The organism is Streptomyces rishiriensis, from assembly GCF_030815485.1.
Taxonomy (GTDB): Bacteria; Actinomycetota; Actinomycetes; order Streptomycetales; family Streptomycetaceae; genus Streptomyces; species Streptomyces rishiriensis_A.
On sequence record NZ_JAUSWV010000002.1, the window covers coordinates 1,993,333 to 2,018,566 of the forward strand.

Below are 25,234 nucleotides of genomic sequence, written 5' to 3' on the forward strand. Positions count from 1 at the left end.
CGCGGGTCAGTCGATCGACGGCTTCTCGCGGCGTTCCGAGCCACCGCCGTTGCCGGAGTTGTTGCCGCCCGAACTGCCGCCGAAGTTACCGAAGTTGCCCATGGCGCCGGACAACCCCTTGAGGGCGTCGCCGATTTCACTGGGGACGATCCAGAGCTTGTTGGCGTCGCCTTCGGCGAGCTTCGGGAGCATCTGGAGGTACTGGTAGGACAGGAGCTTCTGGTCCGGGTCACCGGCGTGGATGGCCTCGAAGACCGTGCGCACCGCCTGGGCCTCGCCCTCGGCGCGCAGGGCGGCGGCCTTGGCCTCACCCTCGGCGCGCAGGATCTGCGACTGCTTCTCGCCCTCGGCGGTGAGGATCGCGGCCTGGCGCGTGCCTTCGGCGGTGAGGATCGCGGCGCGCTTGTCACGGTCGGCGCGCATCTGCTTCTCCATCGAGTCCTGGATGGAGGTCGGGGGCTCGATGGCCTTCAGTTCCACACGGTTGACGCGGATGCCCCACTTGCCGGTCGCCTCGTCGAGGACTCCGCGCAGCGCCGCGTTGATCTCCTCGCGGGAGGTCAGGGTCCGCTCGAGGTCCATGCCACCGATGATGTTGCGGAGCGTGGTGACGGTGAGCTGCTCGATCGCCTGGATGTAGCTGGCGACTTCGTAGGTCGCCGCCCGGGCGTCGGTCACCTGGTAGTAGATGACGGTGTCGATGTTCACGACCAGGTTGTCCTGGGTGATCACCGGCTGCGGCGGGAACGGCACGACCTGTTCGCGCAGGTCGATGCGGTTGCGGATGGTGTCTATGAACGGGACGACGATGTTGAGGCCCGCGTTGAGTGTCCGCGTGTAGCGGCCGAACCGCTCCACGATGGCGGCACTCGCCTGCGGGATGACCTGGATCGTCTTGATCAGGGCGATGAAGACCAACACCACCAGAATGACCAGGACGATGATGACCGGTTCCATCGCGGCTCCCCGTACCTTTCTCCGCCTCGGCGCTTTCGGAAGATCTTATGCCTGTTGAAGATCTTGCTGGACGAGTGTGACAGACCGTCGTACGGCTCGTGAGGTGTTCTGTTCACTTACGTCGTACGGGAGTTGCGCACGCTCAGAGGACGATCGCCGTGGCCCCCTCGATGTCCACGACGTCGACCTCCTGCCCCACCTCGTAGGCGCGACCGGTGTCGAGGGCGCGTGCCGACCAGATCTCTCCGGCGAGTTTGACGCGGCCGCCCGAGCCGTCGACGCGCTCCAGCACGACGGCCTGTTTGCCCTTCAACGCGTCGATGCCGGTGGCGAGATGAGGACGCTGTCTGGCGTGCCGGGTCGCGATCGGGCGTACGACGGCGATCAGGGCGACGGAGACGACGATGAAGACGAGCACCTGGGCGACGGCTCCGAGGCCGAGGCCTGCCACGACGGCGGCGGCCACCGCTCCGACCGCGAGCATGCCGAACTCGGGCATGGCGGTCACCACGAGAGGGATTCCGAGCGCTGCCGCGCCGACGAGCCACCACACCCACGCGTCGATGTCGTTCACACCGTCATGGTAGGGCCGCGTGTCCCGCCGGGGACAGGGCGCACGGGGAGCGGTCAGGACATCGGCAGGCCCTGTGCCGTCCAGCGGTCGCCGACCTGTTCCACGACGAGCGGGAGGCCGAAGCAGAGGGAGAGGTTGCGGGAGGTGAGTTCCAGCTCGACCGGGCCCGCGGCGAGGACCTTGCCCTGGCGGATCATGAGGACGTGGGTGAAGCCGGGGGCGATCTCCTCGACGTGGTGGGTGACCATGATCATCGAGGGGGCGATGGGGTCGCGCGCGAGGCGGCCGAGGCGGCGTACGAGGTCCTCGCGGCCGCCGAGGTCCAGGCCGGCGGCGGGCTCGTCGAGAAGCAGCAGCTCGGGGTCGGTCATCAGGGCGCGGGCGATGAGGGTGCGCTTGCGCTCGCCCTCGGAGAGCGTGCCGAACTTGCGGTCCAGGTAGTCGCTCATGCCGAGGCGGTCCAGGAAGGCGCGGGCGCGCTGCTCGTCGACGTCCTCGTACTCCTCCTGCCAGCCGGCGGTCATGCCGTACGCGGCGGTCAGCACCGTCTGGAGGACGGTCTGGCGCTTGGGGAGCTTGTCGGCGAGGGCGATGCCGGCCATGCCGACGCGGGGGCGCAGCTCGAAGACGTCGGTGCCGGGGCTGCCGAGGGTCTCGCCGAGGATCGAGACGGTGCCGGCGCTCGGGAAGAGGTAGGTGGAGGCGATGTTCAGGAGGGTCGTCTTGCCGGCCCCGTTGGGACCGAGGATGACCCAGCGCTCGCCTTCCTTGACCGACCAGGAGACCTGGTCCACCAGAGCCCGGCCCTCACGGACCACGGATACGTCCTGAAGCTCCAGAACATCGCTCATGAGCGCGTTGTCTCCCCTTGCAGTGTGACCGGTCGGTTGTCGCGGGCGCCTGTGCCTCGGACGACCGCGCATGGGTGGGCGCGGCCTCTGCGGGAAAATCTACGCCACCGGTCGGGCGGCCCGTTCCATCGGTCCGGTCCTTAGGGTGGGGGCATGCTCTCGGAACCGCGCTCTGGTCGCCTTGCCGCTTGGGGAAATGCCCTGTTGGCCGGAATTGTCTCACCGGACGACGCCGTACTCGCCATCGTCGGCGAGGACGCCGTGCACCGGGTGGAGGGGCTGCCTGGTGAGTCGGCGCCCGTCGGACTCACGCTCGCGCTGGGGCGGCTGCGGGCGCTCGGGGTGAGCGGTCTGCGGGTGGCGCTGCCCGCGCCGGGGCATCCGCTGGGGCTGAGCGGACCGCCGGAGTTCAACACGCGGGCGCTCGAGGCGGAGGAGGCGGTGGTCTGTCACGGCGCCGGGTACGGACTGGTGCCGGAGGTGTACGAGGCCGGGCCCGACGGTGACCGGCATGTCGAGGTCGTGTGGCACTGTCTGCCGGTGCGGGAGGCCCCGCCGGCCGATGTGCCGTCGCTGGGCGAGGCGGAGCGGGAGCTGGCGGAGGCCTTGCGGGACGCCACGGCGGTGCTGGCGCGGCTGGACCTGGCGGGATCGGGTCCGGTGGCGGAGGCGGCGATCGACGCGTACCGGGCTCGGGCCGAACAGGGCCGGGAGGTCCTGGCCCCGGGGTATCCGCCCCGGGCGGTGCGAGTACTGGAGCTGGCGCAGCGGGTGGGGCTGCTGGTGTCCCTCGCCTACGAGAACGGACCCGGGGGCGCGGTCAGCTCCGCGGAGATGGCGGTGCGCGCGGAGGCGTTGCGGCCGGTGGAGCGGACGGGGCGACGGGCTCAGGTCGCCGCGTACAACTCCGTCGTGGAGGAGCGGGAGCGGGGGGCTCGATGAGCGTCGGCTGATCCGGCGCCCCGGGCCGGCGCGAACCTCTGGCGGCCGCACGCCCAGGCCTCTGTCGGCCCTCAAGGGTCTTGCGATATCGAGCGCCGGACGCGCGGGGTCTTCGGACGGTGTTGCAAGGTCACGGCATGGGTCGTTGCATGGGTCGAGGCACGGGACCTGGACCCGGCCCTGGCCCGGACCTGGACCCGGCCCTGGCCCGGACCTGGACCCGGCCCTGGCCCGGACAGTCGTTGCATGCGGAGGGGCCCACGCGTCGTCGCTGACGCGTGGGCCCCTCCGTGGTGCGGTATGGACTCAGTCGTTCAAGCAGGTGTTGCCGAACGCGGGGTTCAGCACGCCGATCACGTTGATCGTGTTGCCGCAGACGTTGACGGGGATGTGCACGGGCACCTGGACGAGGTTGCCCGAGATGACGCCCGGCGACTTCACGGCCGCGCCTTCGGCACCCGCGTCGGCGACGGCGGCACCGGCCGAGGCGCCCGCGGCGATGCCCGCGACGGTGAGGGCCACGGCAGCCTTCTTGGCGATGTTCATGAGAAGTGTTCCTCCTGCGTTTGCGTGTCCGACCCGGCCGCGGGTCGTGAGCTGCCCAACGCGTCGGTGTCGGGCGACGATGCGGGGTCCGCCGGGAAGACACCTCGTTCGGATCATTGATGCGACAAGATCACTGGAGCTACAACCGGACCGGCCTCCCCCGGTGGGGGCGGGGGGAGGCCGGAGGTCACCGCGGGTGCGGGTGGGACCTCAGTGGTTGAGACCCAGGTTGCCGAAGGCCGGGTTCAGCACGCCGATGACGTTCACGCTGTTGCCGACCACGTTGACCGGGACGTGCACCGGGGCCTGGACGAGGTTGCCCGAGACGACGCCCGGCGAGCCCTTGGCCTCGCCGAGGGCCGTGGCGCCGTCGGCGGCGGAGGCCATGCCGGCACCCGCGGCCATCAGCCCGCCGGCCACCATCGTCACGGCCGCTGCCTTCTTCAGGTTCTTCACTTCTGACCCCTCCTAGCGATTGCCGCGGCAGTCGCCGCGGCACGCACTGGAGAACGGCCGTGCGCCACGAAGGATGCGCCATCCGGGGGACATTCCCACGACGGTATGAATCTCGGATCGGAAGTTAACCTTCCGGGGCGCCTCACCGGAGCGCTGGGGGACGCTCCGGGTGGTGCGCCGGAGCGTGTCTCAGCGGGTCACGCCATGGCGTACCGCCCACAGCGCCGCCTGGGTGCGGTCCGCGAGGTCGAGCTTCATCAGGATGTTCGAGACGTGCGTCTTGACGGTCTTCTCGGAGAGGACCAGGGCCCGGGCGATCTCGCGGTTGGAGCGGCCGTCCGCTATCAGGCCGAGCACCTCCCGCTCGCGTTCCGTGAGCGCGCCCCCTCTGCCCTGGCCCGATCCGCCCTCGTCCTGGGAGAGGAGCGCGCCGGCGACCTCCGGCTGGAGCAGGATGTGGCCGGCGTGGACCGAGCGGATGGCGCCGGCCAGGGCGTCGGGGTCCACGTCCTTGTACACGTACCCGGCGGCGCCCGCGCGCAGGGCCGGCACCACCGTGCGCTGTTCGGTGAAGCTGGTGACGATCAGCACGCGCGCGGGGTTGGCCAGGTCGCGGAGTCTGCGGAGGGCCTCGACGCCGTCCATGCCGGGCATCTTGACGTCCATCAGGACGACGTCGGGCTTCAGCTCCTCGGCGAGGGCGACCCCTTCGGCGCCGTCGGCGGCCTCGCCGACGACCTCGATGTCGTCCTGCACCTCCAGGAAGGTGCGCAGGCCCCGGCGGACGACCTGGTGGTCGTCGACGAGCAGCACCTTGATTGCGTCAGCCACCGGGAGCCTCCATCTCGATCGTGGTGCCCTTGCCGGGCGCCGATTCCACCGTGAGCCTGCCACCGACCCCGCCCGCCCGGTCCCGCATCGACACCAGTCCGAGGTGGCGGCCGGCCCGGCGGACCGTCGTCGGGTCGAAGCCGCCGCCGTCGTCCGTGACGCGCAGGACCGTGCCCGGGCCCCGCTTGACGAGGCTCACCTCGACGCGCTGTGCCCCGGAGTGGCGCAGCGCGTTGTGCAGGGCCTCCTGGGCGACCCGCAGCAGGGCCTCCTCCTGCGCGGCGGGCAGCGCGCGGACACCCTGACTGGTGAAGGTCACGCGCGCGGTGTGGGCGCGGTCGAGGACCTGGATGTGGGTGCGGAGGGTGGCGACGAGGCCGTCCTCGTCGAGAGCGGCGGGGCGCAACTCCACGACTGCGGCGCGCAGTTCGTCGGCGGCTTCCGCGGCGAGCGCGGCGACCTGCTGGAGTTCGCCCTTGGCCCGCGCGGGGTCGCGGTCGACGAGGGCGGTGGCGGCCTGGGCCGTCAGGCGCAGGGAGAAGAGCTTCTGGCTGACCGCGTCGTGCAGCTCGTGGGCCAGCCGGGAGCGTTCCTCGGCGATCGTCAGTTCACGGCTGCGTTCGTACAGGCGGGCGTTGGTGAGGGCTATCGCGGCGTGCTGGGCGAGGATCGAGAGCAGTTCCTCGTCGTCCTCGGTGAAGCCGCAGCCGCCCTGGGGCCTGCCGCAGTTCTTGTTGGCCAGGAACAGCGCGCCGAGGACCTCGTCGCCGTCCCGGACGGGCAGGCCCAGGAAGTCGGACATCTCGGGGTGGGCGGACGGCCAGCCCTCGAAGCGGGGGTCCTCGCGGACGTCGGCGAGGCGCTCGGGCCGGGCCTCCTGGAGCATCGCCGCCAGGATGCCGTGCTGCCGGGGCAGCGGGCCGATGGCCTTCCACTGCTCCTCCCCGACGCCGTCGACGACGAACTGGGCGAAGCCGCCGTGGTCGTCGGGGACGCCGAGGGCGGCGTACTGCGCGTCCAGCAGTTCGCGGGCGGAGGCGACGATCGTCTTGAGGACGTCACGGACCTCGAGGTGCCTGCTCATGGCCAGCAGCGCGGAGCTCACCGCGGCGAGGCCGGACCGGGGGCCTTGACTCATGCCTTCACGGTACCGGCGGGGTGTGACAGCGCGGATCGGACCTGTGACGGCCTCGGGCTGGGGCGGAGGACCTAGGGCGTGTTGTGAAAGTGCTGGTCACAGCCACTCGTTGATGGCTGCGACCAGCACGGTTGCCTCGTAGCGGACGGCAAGTTTGTCGTACCGCGTGGCGACGGCCCGGTGGCGCTTGAGGCGATTGATCCCGCACTCGACCGCGTGCCGCTGCTTGTAGTCGTCCTTGTCGAACGTCGGCGGTCGCCCGCCACGCGATCCGCGCTTGAGCCGGTTGCGGACACGGTCTGCCGGGACTGGGATCGTGGCCTTGATCCCGCGTCTGCGCAGGTAAGAGCGGTTACTGCGAGAGTCGTACGCCTTGTCGGCGCGCACCCGTTCCGGGCGTCTGCGCGGCCTGCCAAGGCCCAACCTCGGCACCCGGATGGCTTCCAGGACCGCTTCGAACTGCGGGGAATCGCCCCGCTGCCCGGCCGTGATCACGACGGACAAGGGCTTCTGGCCTTGCTCGACCGCGAGGTGGATCTTGCTGGTCAGTCCGCCGCGGGAGCGTCCGAGGCCGTGGTCGGCCGGCTCGACGAAGACGCCGCCGGGCGGTTCCTTCTGCAGGTCCCCCTTTTCGCCGCTCCGGCGGCGTGCTGATGGGCCCGGCAGATGGTGGAGTCGACGTTGACGTCCCAGGTGATCAGGCCTTTGGCATCGGCCTCGGCCTGGAGTTGGGTGAGGATCCTCGCCCAGGTGCCGTCCCGCTGCCAGCGCCGGAACAGGTCGTAGACCCGGTCCCACGGCCCGTAACGTTCCGGCACGTCACGCCAGGGGGCACCTGTCCGGGTCCGCCACCGTATGCCGTCTACCAGCTGCCGCCGCGTCCACACCTGCGGACGGCCTGGCTTAATGCCCTGCGGCAGCAGCGGCTCAAGCCGGGCCCACTGGCCGTTCGTCAGATCCCCACGTCCCACGACAGCTGATCATCGACGAACAAGATCCACTTTCGCAACAGGCCCTAGGCCCGAGGTCCCGGGTACCGCGGCCCAGGGCGCGGGGACCGGGTGCGCGGGCGTACGACGAAGGGCCCCCTCGGCCTGCGTCCCGCGTCCGAGGCGGCGGCGGGGGGCCGGTTCCTACGTTGGGATCACCGCCGGACGGAGGCGGTCGGACGAGGGGACGGATTGTCATGCCGGTTGCGATGGTCACGGGTGCGTCGAAGGGGCTGGGGCGGGCGCTGGCGGAGGCGCTGGCCGCTCGGGGCTGGGATCTGGTGCTCGACGCCAGAACGCCGGAGGTGCTGGAGCGGACGGCGGCGGCCGTGGCGGTGCACGGGACCCGGGTCGAGGCCCGTGCGGGGGACGTCACGGATGCGGCGCACCGGGCCGAGCTGGTGGCCGCCGCCTGGCGGCTCGGGGGCTGCGACCTGCTGGTGAACAACGCGAGCGCGCTGGGCGCCGAGCCGCTGGTGCGGTTGTCCGAGCTGCCCCTGGACGGGCTGCGGCGGGCGCTGGAGGTGAACGTCGTGGCGGCGCTGGGGCTGGTCCAGGAGGCGCTGCCGCTGCTGCACGCCGCGCGGGCGGGCGCGGTGATCACCGTCAGCTCGGACGCGGCAGCCGAGGCCTACGAGACCTGGGGCGGCTACGGGGCGTCCAAGGCGGCCTTGGACCATCTCGCGGCGGTGCTCGGCGCGGAGGAGCCGGGGCTGCGGGTGTGGGCGGTCGACCCCGGGGACATGGCCACGGACCTGTACGCGGCGGCCGTGCCGGACGACGGCGATCCGCGGCCGGATCCCGCGGGTGTCGCGCCGGCCTTCCTGCGGCTGCTGGACGAGCGCCCGGCGAGCGGGCGGTACGGGGCCCCGGCTCTGCTGGAGGGACGGCGATGACACTGGCGCCGGGAGTTCCGCACGAGCGCGGTCGGGGCTTCGGTTTCGGGAAGGTGCCGGAGGAGCTGTCGGCGCGGGCGCCCGCCGAACAGCGTCGGCCGGGAGGGGACCGGGACGACGTACGGCTGCTGGTGTCGCGGGGGACGGAGGTGGCGCATCACGCGTTCCGGGAGCTGCCGGGTCTGCTGCGAGCCGGGGACCTGCTGGTGGTGAACACCTCGCCGACGCTGGCGGCGGCCGTGGACGGACGGGTCGGGCACGCACGCGTGGTGGTGCATTTCTCCACGCGCGGTGACGACGGACGGTGGGCCGTCGAGCTGCGTCACCCGGACGGGAAGGGGCACCACCCGCGCGCGTACGGGCGGGCCGGCGGGGACCGGGGTGCGGCTGGCCGGGGGTGTGCGGCTGACGCTGGAGGAGCCGCTGAGCCCGGGGAGCGGGCGGCTGTGGTGGGCCCGGGTGTCCCCCGGCGAGGCGGTGCCCGGGCTGCTGCGGGAGCACGGGCGGCCCATCCGTTACTCCTATACGGAGCGGGATCAGCCGCTGTCCGTCTACCAGACGGTGTTCGCACTGCCGTCCGCCGACGGGTCGGGCAGCGCGGAGATGCCGAGTGCGGCGCGGCCCTTCACCGTCGGGCTGGTGGCGGAGCTGGTGAGCCGGGGGGTGCAGTTCGCGCCGGTCACCCTGCACACCGGGGTCGCCTCGGCGGAGGCGCACGAGCCGCCGTACCCGGAGCGGTTCGCGGTGCCCGAGGCGTCGGCGCGGCTGATCAACGCCGCGCGGGCCGGGAACGGGCGGGTGATCGCCGTCGGGACGACCGCCGTGCGGGCCGTGGAGTCGGCGGCCGGGGCGGACGGGGTCGTACGCGCGCGTGCGGGTTGGACGGACCTGGTCGTCACCCCCGCGCGCGGGGTGCGGGTGGTGGACGGGCTGCTGACCGGGCTGCACGAGCCGGAGGCGTCGCATCTGCTGATGCTGGAGGCGGTGGCGGGGCGGGCGGCGATCAGCCGTGGTTACGACGCGGCGCTGGACGGGCGCTACCTGTGGCACGAGTTCGGCGACGTGCACCTCGTCCTCGCCACCCGGAGCACTGACGCAGAGCATCGCTCGGGCGACCGGCAGTGAGAACGGGGCGGGGCCCGTGTGAGCCCGCGCATAGGGCGCGGATCACGTACTACGGGCAATAGGAGTCAAAGGGGACGCGGTGAACGGGGCAGATGCTTCTATCTGTCCCGATTTGCCCCTCCCTGATCCACTATCGGGGATCGTACGTCACACCTTTGCCTGCCCTTTTTGCGGCCGCTAACAATGGCTCTCGTCGCTCAGCGCCGTGGGTTCTCCCCCGGCGGCGCCCGTGCCGAAAGCACCCGCTGTCCGCCGTCGGACGAAGAGAGCGACCTCCGCGCTATTCGAAGAGGTCCTTCCGCATGCCCAAGAACACTCGCAAGATCGCGATCGCCGGTGCCGCCACGCTCGGCGCCGCCGCCCTCGCCTTCTCCGTGGTGCCGGCCGACGCGCAGACGACCACGACGGACGCCGTCTCCTCGGCCCGGGTCGCCTACAGCTCGACGCCGATGCAGAACGTCAAGGCCAGCGTGACCGACCAGCTGGCCACGACGAGCGTGAAGGTCGACGCGATCGAGGCCAAGAAGAAGGCGGCCGCGGCCGCCGCGGCGAAGAAGAAGGCGGCCGCCGACGCCGCCGCGAAGGCAGCCGCCGCGAAGAAGAAGGCGGCCGCCGCGGCCGCCGCCAAGAAGGCCGCCGCCGCTCGCAAGGCCAAGGAGGCCGCGAGCCGGTCCGCCAAGCGTGTCGCGGTCAAGAAGGTCGCCACCAAGAGCTACGCGAACAACCTCGACGGCTGGATCAGGCACTCCCTGGACATCATGAAGTCCAAGGGCATCCCGGGCTCCTACAGCGGTCTGCACCGCAACATCATCCGGGAGTCCTCGGGCAACCCGAACGCGATCAACAACTGGGACATCAACGCCATCAACGGCATCCCGTCCAAGGGTCTGCTCCAGGTGATCCCGCCGACGTTCACCGCGTACCACGTCGCCGGAACGTCCTGGAACATCTACGACCCGGTCGCCAACATCACCGCCGCCGCGAACTACGCGGCCGACAAGTACGGCACGATCGACAACGTCGACAGCGCGTACTGAGCGACCGCAGCACGCCCGATGGGCGGCACCCCCGCTACGGGGTGCCGCCCATCGGCGTCTCACGGCAGCGACTACTTGCGCATGACCTCGGGCTCGTGGCGGCGCAGGAAGCGCGCCACGAAGAAGCCGCAGATCACCCCGAGGACGATCAGCGCGGCCATGTCGAGACCCCAGGCGCCGACGGTGTGCTCCCACAGCGGATCCGTCTCGCCGCCGTCCTTGGGCGGGCTGATCTTGTTGAAGTCCAGCGTGGCGCCCGCGGCGGCGACCGCCCAGCGCGAGGGCATCAGGTACGAGAACTCGTTGACGCCGACCGCGCCGTTCAGAGTGAACAGGCAGCCGGTGAAGACGACCTGGATGATCGCGAACATGACCAGCAGCGGCATGGTCTTCTCGGCCGTCTTCACCAGCGACGAGATGACGAGGCCGAACATCATCGAGGTGAAGCCCAGCGCCATGATCGGGATGGAGAGCTCGAACATGGTGGCGGTGCCGAGAATCAAACCCTCCTTGGGGATCTCACGGCTGGCGAAGCCGATCACACCCACCATCAGCCCCTGGAGCAGGGTGACCACGCCGAGCACGAACACCTTCGACATCAGGTACGCGGAGCGGGACAGGCCGGTGGCGCGTTCCCGCTCGTAGATGACCCGTTCCTTGATGAGCTCGCGGACCGAGTTGGCCGCGCCCGCGAAGCAGGCCCCGACCGCGAGGATCAGCAGAACGGTGGTGGCCGTGCCGTTCGGGATGATCCGGCCGGTCTTCGGATTGACCGGGTTGGGCAGCAGGCTGTTGCCGGAGTCGATGAGCAGACTCACCGCGCCGAGGACGGCCGGCAGGATCACCGTCAGGGCCAGGAAGCCCTTGTCGGAGGCGATCACCGAGGCATAGCGGCGCACCAGGGTGACGAACTGGGACATCCAGCCCTGCGGCTTGGGCGGCTTCATCGCCTGCATCGGCGGCATCTGTACGGACTGCGGTGCGATGGCGTCGATGTCCGCGGCGTACATCTGGTAGTGCTGCGAGCCCCTCCAGCGGCCCGCCCAGTCGTAGTCGCGGTAGTTCTCGAAGGCGGAGAAGACATCGGCCCAGGTGTCGTAGCCGAAGAAGTTCAGCGCCTCCTCGGGCGGACCGAAGTACGCGACGGCACCGCCCGGCGCCATCACGAGCAGCTTGTCGCAGATCGCGAGCTCGGCCACCGAGTGCGTGACGACCAGGACCGTGCGGCCGTCGTCGGCGAGGCCGCGCAGCAGCTGCATGACGTCGCGGTCCATGCCCGGGTCGAGGCCGGAGGTCGGCTCGTCCAGGAAGATCAGCGACGGCTTGGTGAGCAGCTCCAGTGCGACCGAGACGCGCTTGCGCTGGCCGCCGGAGAGGGAGGTGATCTTCTTCTCTTTGTGGATGTCCAGCTTGAGCTCGCGCAGCACCTCGTCGATGCGGGCGTCACGCTCGGCGCCCGTGGTGTCGGCGGGGAAGCGGAGCTTGGCCGCGTACTTCAGGGCCCTCTTGACGGTCAGTTCCTTGTGCAGGATGTCGTCCTGCGGGACCAGACCGATGCGCTGGCGCAGCTCGGCGAACTGCTTGTACAGGTTCCGGTTGTCGTAGAGGACGTCGCCCTGGTTGGCCGGTCGGTAGCCCGTCAGCGCCTTGAGCAGCGTCGACTTGCCGGAACCGGACGGTCCGATGACCGCGATCAGGGACTTCTCCGGGACGCCGAAGGAGACGTCCTTGAGGATCTGCTTGCCGCCGTCGACCGTGACGGTCAGGTGGCGGGCCGAGAACGAGACCTCACCGGTGTCGACGAACTCCTCGAGCCGGTCGCCGACGATCCGGAACGTCGAGTGGCCGACGCCGACGATGTCCGTCGGGCCGAGCTGGACCGAGCCGCCCTTGGGGATCGGCTGGCCGTTGACGTACGTGCCGTTGTGCGAGCCGAGGTCGCGGATCTCCATACGGCCGTCGGGCGTCGAGTGGAACTCGGCGTGGTTCCGCGAGACCTGGAGGTCGGAGACGACCAGCTCGTTCTCCAGGGCACGGCCGATGCGCATCACACGGCCGAGCGAGAACTGGTGGAACGTGGTCGGGCTGCGATCGCCGTAGACCGGCGGCGCCCCCGCGCCTCCACCGGGCACCTGCTGCACATACGGCTGGTTCGGCCCCTGTTGCTGCGGGACGTGCGGCGCGCCCTGCTGCGGCTGCTGCCATCCCGCCTGCGGCGCCTGCTGCGGCGGGGCCTGCTGGGCCCAGCCCGGGTTGGCGGCCTGCGCGGCGTACGGCTGCTGGGGCTGCGCGGCGGGCGCCTGCGCTCCCGAAAGGTTCACGCGCGGCCCGTCGGTCGCGTTGCCCAGGTGCAGCACCGAGCCGGGACCGATCTCCAGCTGATGGATCCGGTGCCCCTGCGCGAACGTGCCGTTGGTGCTCCCGTGGTCCTCGACGACCCAACCGCGCCCGTTGAAGCTGACCGTGGCGTGACGCCAGGAGACCCTGGCGTCGTCGAGGACGATGTCGCCCTGCGGATCACGTCCGAGGGTGTATGGCCTGGACGGATCCAACGTCCAGGTGCGTCCGTTCAATTCCAGTACGAGTTCCGGCACTCCAGCCCCACTGAGTTGTCCCCCGAGTTAGCCCCATCAACGGGGAGTCTAGGGATGTCGAACATCGGGGGGAACTATTTCAGTAGCGGCCCCCTGACCGAAAGTCGGGCCTTGTGAAGAGCGTGCGCGAGCGTATCGGCCGTTCCCGTTGACGGGGTTGAAACCGGCCCGGAGAGTGGTAAAGGCACGCGAGGGGGACGGAAGCGGCGATCTTCGCCGCCGCGCGCCGCGGATCGGGGGGTCTGCATGAGTGCCGGTACGGATGTCGGAGGCAGTGGGAGCGGGGCGCGCGGAAGGTGCGTGCCGTGGATCGACGTGCTGCTGGCCGCCGTCGCGGCCGTGAGCTGGGCGTTGATCGGGATGGCGGGGACGGCGGCGCTGGGGCTGCATCTCCTGGAGGCGGACTCCGCGGGCTCCTTGGGCCCGATGACGGCCGCGGTGGTGGCCCTGGCCGCCGGCGGATCGGTGACTCCGTCGGGTGATGTGTCCGCTTTCGGCCTGACGGGCGCGGAGGCGAACACCGCCATCGAGATCACGCCATTGGGGGTGAGCCTGGTGGGCGCGCTGCTGCTGTCGTGGTTCTTCCTGCGATCCCTGCGGACGGCGGGAGTTGTGGTCGCCCCGGCCGAACTCCTCGCCCGCGTCGGCGCGGTGGTGGCGCTGTACGTGGCGATGCTCGGCGGACTGGTCTGGGCGGGGCACGACGTCATCACGCTCGACGGGGGCGCGCTGGGCCTTGACGACCTGCCCGGCGGAGGCGGAGGCGGAGGGGGCGGTGGCGGCGGCCTGGAGATCCCCGGGCTCGGGGACATCGGCGGACTGCTGCCCGACCGGCTCGGCGATCTCGTCGACGCGAAGGCCGCGGTCGGCTTCACCGTCGACACGGCGCCCACGCTGCTCGGCGGCCTCGGCTGGTCCCTCGGCATCCTGCTGATCGCCCTGCTGGCCTCGCGCCGTACGCCGCTGCCGGGTGGCTGGGAGGCGGTGCACCGTGTGGTGCGGCCGGCGGTGTCCGCCGTGGTGTCGGTGCTGCTGGTGGCCGTGGCGGCCGGATTCGCCGCGGCGGCCTACGCGGCGATCGGCGACGACCACCCCCAGCGGATCGCGGGGGCGGCGCTGCTCGGTGCGCCGAACGGCGTCTGGCTGGGCATCCCGATCGGCCTGTTCGTCCCCTGGGACGGACGGGCGACGGGCGTGCTGACCAGCGTCCTCCCGGACCCGCTGGACGATCTCCTGGGCGCCGGCACGGAGCAGTCGGTGACGCTGGGCCGCCTCGCGGAGCTGGACGGACGGGTGTGGCTGCTGGGCGCGGCGGCGGCGCTGATGATGCTGCTGGCGGGGGTGCTGGCGGCGGTGCGGACCCCTGTGGGGCCGGCGGATCTCCCACCGGACCAGAAGGCCGGGTGGGGTTCCGGGGCGGGGTCCGGGAGCCGGGGCGGGCGCGGGGCCGGTGCGGTCGGGTTCGCCGGGCGCTGTGCCGTGCGGCTGGGGGTGGCGACCGCCGTGGCGTTGCCGTTGATCGCCTGGTTGACGAACGTGTCGGTGGACGCCTCGCTGTCCGTGCTGGGGTTCGACGCCTTCGGGGCCGGGATCGAGTTGCACGGGCACCTCGGGGCGGCGTCGCTGCTGGGTGCCGGGTGGGGCGCGGGGGCGGGGGCCGCCGGTGCGCTGCTGGCGTGGGCCGCGGGCGCCGCGGGACGGCGGGCCGCGCCACTGGCACGGAGTGACCCGAGCGGCGCGGCGGGCTCCGGCGAGGGCCGTGGGCCTTCGGGGTACCCGGGCGACCGGGCCGGGCCGTACGCGCCGGGTGCGCCGTCGTACCGGCCGCCGAATCCGGCGACCAACCCCTACCTGAGGGTTCCGGAGGAGGTGCGGGGGCCGCGGGACGCGGAGCCGGAGCGGGCTCGGCCCGAGCGGTCCGGACCGGACGGGGCGGACCGGAGCGGGTGGCCGAGGGCGTACGAGAGTTCCCGGCGTTCCGAGCCTCCCTCGGGCGACGGGCGGCCGCCTGCCGCGCCCCCGGGGGCGGACGACGTCTACGGCGCTCCGACGGTGGTCCGGCCGATGGGGCCGCCGTGGACCCGCACACCGCGTCGGCCTGCCGGTCCACGGCCCGGTGAGCGGCCGCCGCCCGGGCGGGAGGAGGGCCCGCCGCCTCCGCCACCGCCTCCTCCCGGCCCTCCCAGGGGGCCCAGGGCGCCTGACGGACCTCGGTGAGGGCCGGAGGGCCCCGGCGCCCCGAAACGCCCGCAGTCGGCTGTCGAGGAGTGCGCCATCTCGCCGACATCCAGGGTTACCCGTCCGTCAGGCGGACCTTGGCGGCGCGCGGCACTGGGTGCCGGATACGGTGGGTACACCATGAGCGCTCTGCAGACTTCGTCCTCCGACGTCCCCACGCTCCTTGTCAAGATCTTCGGCAAGGACAGGCCGGGCATCACGGCCGGCCTTTTCGACACCCTGGCCGCCTTCTCCGTCGACGTGGTCGACATCGAGCAGGTCGTCACGCGAGGCCGGATGGTGCTGTGCGCGCTCGTGACCGAGCCGCCGGCCGGCCACGAGGGCGAACTGCGGTCGACGGTCCACAGCTGGGCCGAGTCGATGAAGATGCAGGCCGAGATCATCTCCGGCATCGGTGACAACCGGCCGCGCGGCGTCGGCCGGTCGCTGGTCACCGTGCTCGGACATCCGCTCACCGCGGAGGCCACGGCGGCGGTGGCCGCGAAGATCACCAAGGCCGGCGGCAACATCGACCGTATCTTCCGGCTCGCCAAGTACCCCGTCACCGCCGTCGAGTTCGCCGTCTCCGGTGTGGAGACCGCGTCCCTGCGCACCGCCCTGGTCATGGACGCGGCAGCGCTGGGGGTGGACGTCGCGGTGGTGGGCGCGGGCCTGTACCGGCGGGCCCAGCGGCTCGTCGTCATGGACGTCGACTCCACCCTGATCCAGGACGAGGTGATCGAGCTCTTCGCCGCGCACGCCGGCTGCGAGGACGAGGTCGCCGAGGTGACGGCGGCCGCGATGCGCGGTGAGCTCGACTTCGAGCAGTCACTGCACGCGCGCGTGGCGCTGCTGGCGGGACTGGACGCCTCGGTCGTGGACAAGGTGCGCGCCGAGGTCCGGCTGACGCCGGGCGCGCGCACCTTGATCCGGACGCTGAAGCGGCTCGGCTATCAGGTGGGGGTCGTCTCCGGCGGCTTCACCCAGGTCACCGACGATCTCCAGGACCGGCTCGGGCTGGATTTCGCCCAGGCCAACACGCTGGAGATCGTCGACGGCAGGCTGACGGGCCGGGTCACCGGCGAGATCGTGGACCGTGCGGGCAAGGCGCGGCTGCTGCGCCGGTTCGCCGCCGAGGCCGGTGTGCCGCTCTCCCAGACCGTGGCGATCGGCGACGGCGCCAACGACCTCGACATGCTCAACGCGGCCGGTCTCGGGGTCGCCTTCAACGCCAAGCCGGTGGTGCGCGAGGCGGCGCACACGGCGGTGAACGTGCCGTTCCTGGACACGGTCCTCTATCTGCTCGGGATCACCCGTGAAGAGGTCGAGGCCGCGGAGACGCACGACGAGCAGTAGCCCCGCGAGGGCACGGCGGCGGTAGCGGGGCACCGGTGCACGCGGCGCCCGGTGGACGGAAAGGGCCCGGCGCCGTCACGGTGCCGGGCCCTCGCGCGTGCCGGGTGGGTCACTCGGAGGGCGCCCAGTAGTCGAGCAGTGTGGCCGCGCCCGGTTCCAGGGACTTCCAGGGGCCGTCGAAGGAGACGACGGCGAAGGCGGCGGCCGGGAAGCCACGGCTGCGCATCCGCTCGCCCGCGTCCCCGTCGGCCCGGGCGGCCAGGATGTCGGCGAGGCCCTGGATGCCGGGGTTGTGGCCGATCAGGACGACGTCACGCACATCGTCGGGTGTCTCGTTGAGCAGGGCGATCAGCTCACCCGGTGAGGCCTCGTAGATCCGCTCCTCGTAGACGGTTTTCGGCCGATGCGGGAACTCGTGAACGGCGAGCTTCCACGTCTCGCGGGTGCGGACCGCGGTGGAGCAGACGGCCAGGTCGATGGGGATGCCGGTGTCGACCAGCTTGCGTCCGGCGACGGCGGCGTCCTTTCGGCCCCGCTCAGCGAGCGGACGCTCATGGTCGGTCACCTGCGGCCAGTCGGCTTTCGCATGGCGGAAGAGGACGATCCTGCGGGGTTCTGCGACGCTCATGAGTCCCAGCTTCGCATGAAACAGGCCATGGGGCGCAGGGAGTTGACATGCGGGTTCACCAGCGGTGCCGAGCTCCGCCCTAGCGGGTGATCAGCTGTTGCACACGCTCGACGAGGTGGGTGATCGCCGGGTCGCCGGTGGCCGCCTGAGCGTCGGCGGGATTCAGTATCAGCACCAGCAGGGTGAAGAAGGCGAGCGTCGGGAGGGCGAGGGCCCACCAGGGCAGCCAGGTGCCGACGCCGCCCGAGGCGGCCGGGTGGGGCCGGGTGTGCGTAGGGGCCGACATGGGTGCCTCCGCTGTCTTCGAGTGGTCCGGGGACCTCGGCAGGTGATCCGCGTCCCGCGGTCACATCTCGAAGTTACGGAATCGGCGGCCCTCGACCCATCCGGTGACCCACCCACTTGACCCTGACCCTCACCCCCTAGGGGAAAGGGGGGTTAACCCCACCCCGGTCACTCGGACGGGATCGCGGCAGGGCGAGGTTCGGCCGGGCCGTCAGGGCGAGGCGATGGTCGCGATGACGGCGATGACGACGAAGATGGCGAGGAACGAGCCGAAGACGATCAGCATCTTCTTCTGACCGTTCTGGGGGTTCGGGTCGAGCACTGGCATACGGCAAGTCTCGCACCTCCCGCCCCCGGCGATGTCCCCGGGGTCGGCGGGCGGGGTCCGCGGGCGGGCCAGGGAGTGGGTCGGCCGAGGGCCTGGGGACGGGTCGGCGGGCGGGCCGGCGGGCGGGCCAGGGGACGGGCCAGGGGACGGGTCGGCCGGTGGGTCAGCGGGCGGGTCGGCCGGTCGGTCAGGGGACGGGTCGGCCGGTGGGTCAGCGGGCGGCTTCCTCCTCCACCGTGCGGTCCCGGCCGGCCAGGACGCCCACGACCGTCTGCGGGACCATCAGGCCCGCCATCAGCGCGAGGGGCAGGCCCCAGCCGCCGCTGTGCTGGTAGAGCACGCCCACCAGGAGCGGGCCGGGGATGGAGATCAGATAGCCGGTGCTCTGCGCGAACGCCGACAGCTGCGCCACACCCGCGCCGGTCCTGGCACGCATCCCGACCATGGTGAGGGCGAGCGGGAAGGCGCAGTTGGCGATGCCGAGCAGCAGGGCCCAGGCCCAGGCACCGCCGGCCGGCGCGAGGTACAGGCCGGCGTAGCCGACGAGGCCGCAGCCGCCGAGCGCGAGCACGATCGGCCCCTGGTGGGGCAGCCGGGTGGCCACGCGCGGGATGACGAAGGCCAACGGCACGCCCATCGCCATCGTCACGGCGAGCAGCAGTCCGGCCGTGCCCGCGGGCACCCCGGCGTCCCGGAAGATCTGCGGCATCCAGCCCATGGTGATGTACGCGGCGGTGGCCTGGAGGCCGAAGAAGACGGCGAGCGCCCAGGCGGTACGGCTGCGGGTGATGCGCAGCGGGGCGGCCGGCGGTCGCGGCACGCGCGCGTGGACCCGGGGGGCGGCCTCCGGGCTTCCCTCCTGCCGCTCCCCCGCCGGAAGGGCGCCGCGCGGTGCCGTCCCGCCGTTCCGTGCGAGCGGCAGCCAGGGCAGGACGGCCGCCGCCGCCAGGCCCGCCCACAGCGCGAGGCCGGTCTGCCAACTGCCGCCCAGCGCCTCGGTCATGGGCACGGTGACCGCGGCGGCGGTGGAGGTGCCGAGGGCGAGGGCCATCGAGTACAGACCGGTCATGGTGCCGACGCGGTCGGGGAAGTGGCGCTTGACGATGACCGGCATCAGGACGTTGCTGACGGCGATGCCCATGAGAGCGAGGGCACTGGCGGCGAGGAACCCCGCCGTGCCGCCCGCGTAGGGGCGCAGGAGCAGTCCCGCGGTGATGGCTGCCATGCCGGCGCACACCACCGCGCCCGGTCCGAAGCGGCGGGCGAGACGGGGTGCCATGACGCCGAAGACGGCGAAGCAGAGCGGGGGCACGGAGGTGAGGAGCCCGGCCACGCTGCCGCTCATGCCGAGCCCGTCGCGCACCTCTTCGAGGAGGGAGCCGAGGCTGGTGATGGCGGGCCTGAGGTTGAGGGCGGCCAGCACGATGCCGACGACGAGCAGCCGTGTGCTCCAGTCCCACGCGCGGGTGGCCGTGCGCGGGGGCTCGCCCTCCGCCGAGGCGCTCACGGGTGGGGGTGTCGTCGTCCGGGTCTGTTCGCCAGCCATGCCGACCATCATAGAATCATGGGATGATTGGTTGTCCATGCCCGGGCTCCCCTCGACCGCCCCGGCCGTGCGAAGGTGTGCCATGCCCCTGAGCCATCCCCGCCGCTCGGCGCTGTCCGAGCAGGTCATCGCCGCGCTGCGCACCCAGATCACCTCGGGCGAGTGGCCGGTCGGCGCACGCATCCCCACCGAGCCCGAGCTGGTCGAACAGCTGGGCGTCGCCCGCAACACGGTCCGAGAGGCCGTCCGGGCGCTCGCGCACAACGGACTGCTGGACATCCGGCAGGGGTCGGGCACGTACGTCGTGGCGACCAGCGAGCTCGCGGGCGTGATGCACCGCCGCTTCGCCGACGCCGACCCCGGCCACATCGCCGAGCTGCGCGCCACGCTGGAGTCGAGCGCGGCGAGGCTGGCGGCCGGACGGCGCACGGAGAAGGACCTCAAGCAGTTGGACACGCTCATCCTGCGGCGCGAGGAGGCCTGGGAGTCGGGCGACAAGGAGACGTTCGTGGCGGCGGACGCGACCTTCCACCTGGCGGTGGTGGCGGCCTCCCACAACGACGTCATGACCGCGATGTACGCGGACCTCGGCGAGGTGCTGCGGGACTGGCTGCGCGAGGACGTCGGCGAGGAGCTGACGCCGGAGACGTACATGGACCACGCACGGCTGGTGGACGCGATCCGCGCGGGCGACGCGGAGGCCGCCGCCGTCGAGGCGGCCGGCTATCCCTTGCTGTGCCGGCCCGGACGGTTCACCGCTTCTGGTGGCTGACCCAGGCCGAGCGGACCTCCTTCCAGCAGCGGCCGGTGAGCCGCACGGTCCGGGCGGGGCCCACGTCGGCGGGGGTGCCGTCGGTGTCGAGATCCCACCAGCGGTCGCACTCGATGTGCAGACGGACACGGTCGGTGTCGGCGTAGGGGTTGTGGCAGTGGGCGACGACGCGGGAGCCGCGGACCTCGGTGCGGCACTCCGCGCCGAACGGTTCCTCGGGTGCGGCGGTGTCCTGCCGGTCGGTCACGCGTGCGTGCGGCATCGCGTCGTACGGCAGCGACAGGACGAGACAGACGGCGACGGTCACTGGGGCCAGGCTGCGAGACAGGCGCACAAGGGGACCTCCTCGGCCGTGCTGGGGAGGAAAGCGCGGTAAGGAACCCGCACTTCAGAGTGCCTTGCCGGGGCACTCCCCCGCCTGGCCGGGTGAGCCGAACGGGTGACGCCCCGTTCCCCCGCGCGGGCGGGGGAACGGGGCGTCGGCAGCGGGTCGGTGATCAGGCTCCGATGGCGTGCAGGCCGCCGTCGACGTGGACGATCTCGCCCGTCGTCTTCGGGAACCAGTCGCTCAGCAGGGCGACCACACCGCGGCCGGCCGGACCGGGGTCGTTGAGGTCCCACTCCAGCGGGGCACGGTCGTCCCACACGGAGGCCAGCTCGGAGAAGCCCGGGATGGACTTGGCCGCCATGGAACCGATGGGGCCGGCGGAGACCAGGTTGCAGCGGATGTTCTGCTTGCCCAGGTCACGCGCCATGTAGCGGCTGGTGGCCTCCAGCGCCGCCTTGGCGGGGCCCATCCAGTCGTACTGCGGCCAGGCGAACGAGGCGTCGAAGGTGAGGCCGACGACCGAGCCGCCGTTCTGCATCAGCGGCAGACAGGCCATCGTGAGCGACTTCAGGGAGAACGCCGAGACGTGCATCGCCGTGGCGACCGACTCGAACGGCGTGTTGAGGAAGTTGCCGCCCATGGCGTCCTGCGGCGCGAAGCCGATGGAGTGCACGACGCCGTCGAGACCGCCGAGCTCCTCGCCGACGATGTCGGCCAGCCGGCCGAGGTGCTCGTCGTTCGTCACGTCGAGCTCGATGACCTTGGTGGGCTTCGGCAGCTTCTTGGCGATGCGCTCGGTCAGCGTGGGCCGCGGGAACGCGGTCAGGATGATCTCGGCGCCCTGCTCCTGGGCCAGCTTGGCGGTGTGGAAGGCGATGGAGGACTCCAGCAGCACGCCGGTGATCAGGACGCGCTTGCCCTCGAGAATTCCGCTCATGGTGATCAGTGACCCATTCCCAGTCCGCCGTCAACGGGAATGACGGCTCCAGTGATGTACGAGGCGTCGTCCGAGGCGAGGAACCGCACCGTCGCGGCGATCTCCTCCGGCTGCGCGTACCGGCCGAGCGGGACCTGCGAGACGATGCCCGCGCGCTGCTCGTCGGTGAGCACCTTGGTCATGTCGGTGTCGACGAAGCCGGGCGCGACGACGTTGAAGGTGATGTTGCGCGACCCCAGCTCACGGGCGAGGGAACGCGCGAAGCCGACCAGGGCGGCCTTGGAGGCGGCGTAGTTCGACTGGCCGGCGGAGCCGAGCAGTCCCACGACCGACGAGATCAGGACGACACGGCCCTTCTTGGCCCGCAGCATGGCGCGGTTGGCGCGCTTGACCACGCGGAAGGTGCCGGTGAGGTTGGTGTCGACGACCGAGGTGAAATCCTCCTCGGACATGCGCATCAGCAGCTGGTCCTTGGTGACGCCGGCGTTGGCGATCAGAATCTCCACGGGGCCGTGCTCGGCCTCGATCTCCTTGTAGGCCTGCTCCACCTGCTCGGAGTCGGTGATGTCGCACTTGACCGCCAGGCAACCCAGTTCCGCCAGGGCGGCCGGTGGCTCGCCGGAGCGGTAGGTGATGGCGACCTTGTCGCCGGCATCGGCGAACGCGCGGGCGATGGCGAGGCCGATGCCCCGGTTTCCTCCGGTGACGAGAACCGAGCGGCTCAACGGATCACCCTTTCGATAGGGATCTGACGCACCCGCCCGAACGCTGGGGGGCAGGTGGCTTCCCTCGAAATCTATCGGTCTGCCTCGTCCGACGGGCATTCGGGCACCGACAGTGGCTCACCGGGCTGGCTGTGGGGTCTCTACAGAAAGTTTGCGGAAGCGGGGCGGAAAGGTGTGGTCCGGGGCTGCCGGGCGCGACATGATCGAGCCCTCATACGTGACGACACCAGGGAGAGACGTAGGTGCCCCACAGCATCGATGAAAGTTTCACGGCCCTACCCCTACGCGCCCTCGCCGACGCCGCTCTCGCACGCGCGCGTGCCCTGGGGGCGGAGCACGCGGACTTCCGGTTCGAGCGGGTGCGCAGCGCGTCCTGGCGGTTGCGGGACGCCAAGCCCTCCGGGTCGTCCGACACGACCGACCTCGGGTACGCGGTGCGGGTGGTGCACGGCGGCACGTGGGGATTCGCGTCCGGCGTGGATCTCACGATGGACGCCGCGGCCAGGGTCGCCTCGCAGGCCGTGGCGATGGCCAAGCTGTCCGCTCAGGTGATCAAGGCCGCCGGTTCGGACGAGCGGGTGGAACTCGCCGATGAGCCGGTGCACGCCGACAGGACGTGGATCTCGTCCTACGAGATCGACCCGTTCACCGTCGCGGACGAGGAGAAGGCGGCCCTGCTCGCGGACTGGAGCGCGCGGCTGCTGGCGGCTAACGGGATCAACCACGTGGACGCGTCGCTGCTCACCGTCCACGAGAACAAGTTCTACGCCGACACGGCCGGCACCGTGACCACTCAGCAGCGGGTGCGGCTGCACCCGGCGCTCACCGCGGTCTCGGTCGACGAGTCGAGCGGCGAGTTCGACTCGATGCGTACGATCGCGCCGCCCGTCGGACGCGGCTGGGAGTACCTCACGGGCACCGGCTGGGACTGGGACGAGGAGCTCGACCGGATGCCGGAGCTGCTCGCCGAGAAGATGCGGGCGCCGAGCGTCGAGCCGGGGCTGTACGACCTGGTCGTCGACCCGTCGAACCTGTGGCTGACCATCCACGAGTCCATCGGACACGCCACCGAGCTGGACCGGGCCCTGGGCTACGAGGCCGCCTACGCCGGTACCTCCTTCGCCACCTTCGACCAGCTCAACACGTTGCGCTACGGCTCGGACCTGATGAACGTCACGGGTGACCGCACCGCCGAGCACGGGCTGGCGACGGTCGGCTACGACGACGAGGGCGTCGAGGGCCAGTCCTGGGACCTCGTGAAGGACGGCACGCTCGTCGGCTACCAGTTGGACCGGCGGATCGCGAAGCTGACCGGGTTCGAGCGGTCCAACGGGTGCGCCTTCGCCGATTCTCCCGGCCATGTCCCGGTGCAGCGCATGGCGAACGTGTCGTTGCGGCCGGATCCGGCCGGGATGCCGACCGAGGGTCTGATCGGCAGCGTCGACCGCGGCATCTACGTCGTCGGCGACCGGTCCTGGTCCATCGACATGCAGCGCTACAACTTCCAGTTCACCGGGCAGCGGTTCTTCCGGATCGAGAACGGGCGGATCACCGGACAGCTGCGGGACGTGGCCTACCAGGCGACGACCACCGACTTCTGGGGGTCGATGGCGGCGGTCGGCGGGCCGCAGACGTACGTCCTCGGCGGCGCCTTCAACTGCGGCAAGGCCCAGCCGGGCCAGGTCGCGGCGGTGTCGCACGGCTGCCCGTCGGCCCTCTTCAAGGGCGTCAACATTCTGAACACCACGCAGGAGGCCGGTCGATGAGCGCGGGCACCAACAAGGCGCAGCAGCCGCACGAGATCGTCGAGCGAGCCCTCGAGCTGTCGCGGGCCGACGGCTGTGTCGTGATCGCCGACGAACAGTCGACGGCGAACCTGCGCTGGGCCGGCAACGCGCTGACGACCAACGGCGTCACGCGCGGGCGCACGCTCACGGTGATCGCCACGGTCGACGGCAAAGAGGGCACCGCCTCCGGCGTCGTCTCGCGGGCCGCCGTCACCGCGGACGAGCTGGAGTCCCTCGTACGGGCCGCCGAGGCCGCCGCGCGTGGCGCCGGTCCCGCCGAGGACGCGCAGCCGCTGGTCGGCGGCGTGGCCCGGTCCCCGGAGTTCACCGAGGCGCCCGCGGAGACCTCGTCGGCGGTGTTCGCGGACTTCGCGCCCGCCCTGGGCGAGGCGTTCGCACGCGCGCGCGGGGGCGGTCGCGAGCTCTACGGGTTCGCCAACCACGAGCTCGTCTCCACGTACCTGGGCACGTCGACCGGGCTGCGGCTGCGGCACGACCAGCCGAACGGGACGCTGGAGCTCAACGCCAAGTCCCCGGACCGGACGCGCTCGGCGTGGGCCGGGCGCTCGACCCGGGACTTCAAGGACGTCGATCCGGCGGCGCTCGACGCCGAGCTGGCCGTGCGGCTGGGCTGGGCGGAGCGGCGGATCGAGCTGCCCGCCGGGCGGTACGAGACGCTGCTGCCGCCGACCGCGGTGGCGGACCTGATGATCTACCAGCTGTGGTCGGCCTCCGGCCGTGACGCGACCGAGGGCCGGACGGTGTTCTCCCAGCCCGGCGGCGGCACCCGGCTCGGGGAGAAGCTCTCCGAGCTGCCGCTGACCCTGCGCAGCGACCCGAACGAGCCGGGCCTGGAGTCGTCCCCGTTCGTCATCGCGCACTCCTCCGGCGGCGACCAGTCGGTCTTCGACAACGGCCTGCCGGTGCGGCCCACCGAATGGGTCGCGGCGGGCGAACTGAAGCATCTGACGACCACCCGGCACAGCGCGGCCCTGACCGGCCTGCCGGTGGCGCCCGGGGCCGACAACCTGATCCTGGACGGCGGCGAGGACCGCTCCCTGGAGGAGATGGTCGCGAACACCGGACGCGGACTGCTGCTGACCTGCCTGTGGTACATCCGCGAGGTCGACCCGGCCACCCTGCTCCTCACCGGCCTGACCCGGGACGGCGTCTACCTGGTGGAGAACGGCGAGGTCGTCGGCGAGGTGAACAACTTCCGGTTCAACGAGTCGCCGGTCGGGCTGCTGGGCCGGGCGACGGAGGCGGGGCGCACGGAAAAGACGCTGCCCCGGGAGTGGAGCGACTGGTTCACTAGGGCTGCGATGCCCGCGCTGCGGGTGCCGGACTTCAATATGAGCTCTGTCAGTCAGGGCGTATAACCTCGTAGCC

At 71.6% G+C, this 25,234-nt stretch carries 23 protein-coding genes and 2 pseudogenes; 9 read left to right on the forward strand and 16 right to left on the reverse strand.

What is annotated here, in order from left to right; all coding sequences use genetic code 11:
* Nucleotides 1-6: 6 nt before the first annotated feature.
* The 3 genes and pseudogenes from QF030_RS11315 to QF030_RS11325 all read right to left on the reverse strand — a co-directional run.
* Nucleotides 7-957, reverse strand: a complete 951-nt coding sequence (locus QF030_RS11315) for an SPFH domain-containing protein (RefSeq protein WP_307162523.1) — start codon at nt 955-957, stop codon at nt 7-9.
* A 142-nt stretch (nt 958-1,099) separates the two neighbouring features.
* Nucleotides 1,100-1,531 (reverse strand): NfeD family protein, encoded by a 432-nt coding sequence (locus QF030_RS11320; protein WP_307162524.1) that lies wholly within the window; start codon nt 1,529-1,531, stop codon nt 1,100-1,102.
* 320 nt (nt 1,532-1,851) lie between these two features.
* Nucleotides 1,852-2,454, reverse strand: a pseudogene (locus QF030_RS11325) (ABC transporter ATP-binding protein); the annotation flags it as partial.
* Nucleotides 2,455-2,535: 81 nt separating this feature from the next.
* On the opposite strand from QF030_RS11325, the gene QF030_RS11330 reads away from it, so the two are divergent.
* Nucleotides 2,536-3,324: a hypothetical protein gene (locus QF030_RS11330; RefSeq protein WP_307162525.1), complete on the forward strand. Its 789-nt coding sequence runs from the start codon at nt 2,536-2,538 to the stop codon at nt 3,322-3,324.
* A 306-nt stretch (nt 3,325-3,630) separates the two neighbouring features.
* On the opposite strand, the gene QF030_RS11335 is transcribed toward QF030_RS11330, so the two are convergent.
* The 5 genes from QF030_RS11335 to QF030_RS11355 all read right to left on the reverse strand — a co-directional run bounded on the left by QF030_RS11335 (nt 3,631) and on the right by QF030_RS11355 (nt 7,266).
* Nucleotides 3,631-3,870, reverse strand: coding sequence for a chaplin (locus tag QF030_RS11335; protein ID WP_307162526.1), 240 nt, complete (start codon nt 3,868-3,870; stop codon nt 3,631-3,633).
* 210 nt (nt 3,871-4,080) lie between these two features.
* Nucleotides 4,081-4,326: a chaplin ChpE gene (gene chpE / locus QF030_RS11340; protein WP_020130386.1), complete on the reverse strand. Its 246-nt coding sequence runs from the start codon at nt 4,324-4,326 to the stop codon at nt 4,081-4,083.
* 189 nt (nt 4,327-4,515) lie between these two features.
* Entirely contained in the window at nt 4,516-5,157 is a 642-nt protein-coding gene (locus QF030_RS11345) for a response regulator (RefSeq protein WP_307162527.1), read from the reverse strand.
* Entirely contained in the window at nt 5,150-6,295 is a 1,146-nt protein-coding gene (locus QF030_RS11350; protein WP_307162528.1) for a GAF domain-containing sensor histidine kinase, read from the reverse strand. Before QF030_RS11350 ends, QF030_RS11345 begins: the two co-directional genes overlap by 8 nt.
* A 96-nt stretch (nt 6,296-6,391) precedes the next feature.
* A protein-coding gene (locus QF030_RS11355; protein WP_373428703.1) for an IS5 family transposase occupies nt 6,392-7,266 on the reverse strand; the annotation gives its coding sequence in 2 pieces (ribosomal slippage) (nt 6,392-6,873 and nt 6,873-7,266; 876 coding nt in all).
* Nucleotides 7,267-7,481: 215 nt separating this feature from the next.
* Between QF030_RS11355 and QF030_RS11360 the strand changes: the two genes are divergently transcribed.
* The 3 genes and pseudogenes from QF030_RS11360 (at nt 7,482) to QF030_RS11370 (ending at nt 10,342) form a co-directional block, all read left to right on the forward strand.
* Nucleotides 7,482-8,180 (forward strand): SDR family NAD(P)-dependent oxidoreductase, encoded by a 699-nt coding sequence (locus QF030_RS11360; protein ID WP_307162529.1) that lies wholly within the window; start codon nt 7,482-7,484, stop codon nt 8,178-8,180.
* Nucleotides 8,177-9,305 (forward strand): annotated as a pseudogene (locus QF030_RS11365) (S-adenosylmethionine:tRNA ribosyltransferase-isomerase). Before QF030_RS11360 ends, QF030_RS11365 begins: the two are co-directional and overlap by 4 nt.
* 302 nt (nt 9,306-9,607) lie before the next feature.
* Nucleotides 9,608-10,342: a transglycosylase SLT domain-containing protein gene (locus QF030_RS11370; RefSeq protein ID WP_307162530.1), complete on the forward strand. Its 735-nt coding sequence runs from the start codon at nt 9,608-9,610 to the stop codon at nt 10,340-10,342.
* A gap of 71 nt (nt 10,343-10,413) precedes the next feature.
* On the opposite strand, the gene QF030_RS11375 is transcribed toward QF030_RS11370, so the two are convergent.
* Nucleotides 10,414-12,936 (reverse strand): ABC transporter ATP-binding protein/permease, encoded by a 2,523-nt coding sequence (locus QF030_RS11375; protein WP_307162531.1) that lies wholly within the window; start codon nt 12,934-12,936, stop codon nt 10,414-10,416.
* Nucleotides 12,937-13,182: 246 nt separating this feature from the next.
* Between QF030_RS11375 and QF030_RS11380 the strand changes: the two genes are divergently transcribed.
* The gene (locus QF030_RS11380) at nt 13,183-15,153 is read left to right on the forward strand and encodes a streptophobe family protein (RefSeq protein ID WP_307162532.1); all 1,971 of its coding nucleotides are present in this window, start codon (nt 13,183-13,185) and stop codon (nt 15,151-15,153) included.
* Between the two features lie 141 nt (nt 15,154-15,294).
* Nucleotides 15,295-16,509 (forward strand): phosphoserine phosphatase SerB, encoded by a 1,215-nt coding sequence (gene serB / locus QF030_RS11385; protein WP_307162533.1) that lies wholly within the window; start codon nt 15,295-15,297, stop codon nt 16,507-16,509.
* Between the two features lie 109 nt (nt 16,510-16,618).
* On the opposite strand, the gene QF030_RS11390 is transcribed toward serB, so the two are convergent.
* From QF030_RS11390 to QF030_RS11405, 4 genes are all read right to left on the reverse strand, one after another.
* Nucleotides 16,619-17,137, reverse strand: coding sequence for a SixA phosphatase family protein (locus tag QF030_RS11390; RefSeq protein WP_307162534.1), 519 nt, complete (start codon nt 17,135-17,137; stop codon nt 16,619-16,621).
* Between the two features lie 79 nt (nt 17,138-17,216).
* Nucleotides 17,217-17,423 carry a hypothetical protein gene (locus tag QF030_RS11395; protein WP_307162535.1) on the reverse strand — a complete coding sequence of 69 codons (207 nt, stop codon included), beginning with the start codon at nt 17,421-17,423 and terminating at the stop codon, nt 17,217-17,219.
* A gap of 210 nt (nt 17,424-17,633) precedes the next feature.
* Entirely contained in the window at nt 17,634-17,750 is a 117-nt protein-coding gene (locus tag QF030_RS11400; RefSeq protein ID WP_107104192.1) for an SGM_5486 family transporter-associated protein, read from the reverse strand.
* A 211-nt stretch (nt 17,751-17,961) separates the two neighbouring features.
* Nucleotides 17,962-19,308: a CynX/NimT family MFS transporter gene (locus QF030_RS11405; RefSeq protein WP_307162536.1), complete on the reverse strand. Its 1,347-nt coding sequence runs from the start codon at nt 19,306-19,308 to the stop codon at nt 17,962-17,964.
* Nucleotides 19,309-19,378: 70 nt separating this feature from the next.
* Here QF030_RS11405 and QF030_RS11410 point away from each other — a divergent pair, with 70 nt between their 5' ends.
* Complete coding sequence (locus tag QF030_RS11410) at nt 19,379-20,068, forward strand: FadR/GntR family transcriptional regulator (RefSeq protein ID WP_307162537.1); 690 nt, start codon at nt 19,379-19,381, stop codon at nt 20,066-20,068.
* On the opposite strand, the gene QF030_RS11415 is transcribed toward QF030_RS11410, so the two are convergent.
* From QF030_RS11415 to fabG, 3 genes are all read right to left on the reverse strand, one after another.
* On the reverse strand, nt 20,049-20,402 hold the full coding sequence (locus tag QF030_RS11415) for a hypothetical protein (RefSeq protein WP_307162538.1): 354 nt from the start codon (nt 20,400-20,402) through the stop codon (nt 20,049-20,051). The two genes, QF030_RS11410 and QF030_RS11415, sit on opposite strands and share 20 nt — an antisense overlap.
* Nucleotides 20,403-20,565: 163 nt before the next feature.
* Nucleotides 20,566-21,333 (reverse strand): enoyl-ACP reductase FabI, encoded by a 768-nt coding sequence (fabI, locus tag QF030_RS11420; RefSeq protein ID WP_142269636.1) that lies wholly within the window; start codon nt 21,331-21,333, stop codon nt 20,566-20,568.
* 5 nt (nt 21,334-21,338) lie between these two features.
* Complete coding sequence (gene fabG / locus QF030_RS11425; RefSeq protein WP_307162539.1) at nt 21,339-22,058, reverse strand: 3-oxoacyl-[acyl-carrier-protein] reductase; 720 nt, start codon at nt 22,056-22,058, stop codon at nt 21,339-21,341.
* A gap of 242 nt (nt 22,059-22,300) precedes the next feature.
* Between fabG and QF030_RS11430 the strand changes: the two genes are divergently transcribed.
* Together QF030_RS11430 and QF030_RS11435 are read left to right on the forward strand one after the other, a co-directional pair.
* Nucleotides 22,301-23,824, forward strand: coding sequence for a TldD/PmbA family protein (locus QF030_RS11430; protein WP_307162540.1), 1,524 nt, complete (start codon nt 22,301-22,303; stop codon nt 23,822-23,824).
* Nucleotides 23,821-25,224, forward strand: a complete 1,404-nt coding sequence (locus QF030_RS11435) for a metallopeptidase TldD-related protein (protein ID WP_307162541.1) — start codon at nt 23,821-23,823, stop codon at nt 25,222-25,224. The genes QF030_RS11430 and QF030_RS11435 overlap by 4 nt, the downstream gene beginning before the upstream one ends.
* The last annotated feature ends 10 nt before the right edge of the window (nt 25,225-25,234 follow it).